The 1,459-nt window shown below is 33.5% G+C and carries 1 protein-coding gene; it reads right to left on the bottom strand.

Annotation, left to right across the window (positions count from 1 at the left end; genetic code table 11):
• Nucleotides 1–171 precede the first annotated feature (171 nt).
• Entirely contained in the window at nucleotides 172–1,317 is a 1,146-nt protein-coding gene (locus tag VU18_RS18750; RefSeq protein ID WP_236687247.1) for an amidase domain-containing protein, read from the bottom strand.
• Between the last annotated feature and the right edge of the window lie 142 nt (nucleotides 1,318–1,459).

Genomic DNA, 1,459 nt, shown 5'->3' with positions numbered 1-1,459 from the left:
TGGTCAAGGGCGAATCCGGCTCCCAGGATGCCTCACGATGCTCCATGGGATGGCATGTGTGGAGTTTTCATCAAACTTTTGACGCTACCCTGTCTTATGCAATAAGTGGTCCATAATAAATCTTAATCACTCTTAATCTTGTATAATAACTGCTTGACTCAAATGCATCAATTAAACTATAATCAAGTCTTGCACTTGAATGTCCACAATAAAGAATGTCATAAGTTCCTCGCTCTGATCTCCATACCCTCTTAGTTGCATGTGTGAGTAAAATATTTCAAAGTCTTGACTGACTCTAGTTGCATATACGGTGTGAGAATATCGAAGTTTTGTGATATTATAGAACTGTATTACATCACCAACTGTTGCATTATTAGCCGCATTGCCAGCCTCATCTCCTGAACTATACTCATAACTGTTGAAACCTTTTTTGTCAACAAGATAATCATGAAATGCCTCTACTTGTATCCAAGCGTTCGTATAAGGTTTCCATGTAGAATCTGTTTTGAATCCAGCAGCGTATAAGATCTGTGAAACAAAATTTGTACAATCATTATCATACTTTTTATATTCCGGATTGTAGGATAAGGCCCATTTTCTAGCATACTCAACAGCTTTGTCGAGAGATGTCGATTCGATAGCTGTCGAATAAAACATTTGAGTCGACGCTAAACTTGTTCTATTTTGCGTTTCATCTACAGAATATTGAGATATTGAGTCTTGTAGCTTTTTTGAGAGTTTAGCTTTTTCTTTTACAGGAATTTTGTTCTTCTTGAACATATCATAAAAATTCTTATTATAGTTTAGGTCATTAATGGCAGACTCGTTGGGAGCGCCAAGTTCATCATAGATATCCTTAGTGATTTTCCAAGCATCTTTGATATTTTCTATGACTATGATATGTTCTATTTCTTCAAGATAAGTATATGGTTCAAATTCATCTTTTTGAAAAGTAAGCTCTGTATTTGATAAGATATGCGCCACAATTCTCCCATTCTCAAGTTTAGTCTCAATATTTGATATGCTTAATTTATAGCCTAGTACTTTTTTGTTGATTTCACTATAAAAATCGATTTTGTATTGAATTGTTTCCTTTAAAATGTCTAATAAATATTTATCAGCTACTATATCATCAAAATTACTCACTTTAGAATCTTGTAGCGAAGAATATTGTCGATCCATATAATCTTTTATGATTCTTTCAATATATTGGTAATTATAATTTAATTGCTTAGCATTAGCTACATAAATATTGAAATAATTAAAAAATAACAAAAAAACGATTGGAACGACAAGCAAATACTTAAAGATCTTCACACAATCCACTCCTTTGTTTTTCACATATTCAAGTTAGAGCAAGCCAACCTTCGCTTCAATGCGATCCATCAAACGTTGAAAGACTTCGTTCAGAGCGTTGGAGAAATATTGCAAAGTCGGGTAATGATGTTACTCATACTGT

This window comes from Geobacillus sp. ZGt-1, assembly GCF_001026865.1.
Classification (GTDB): domain Bacteria; phylum Bacillota; class Bacilli; order Bacillales; family Anoxybacillaceae; genus Geobacillus; species Geobacillus thermoleovorans.
Note: the sequence above shows the minus strand (reverse complement) of the source record. Positions and strands in the feature narration are given on the sequence as shown.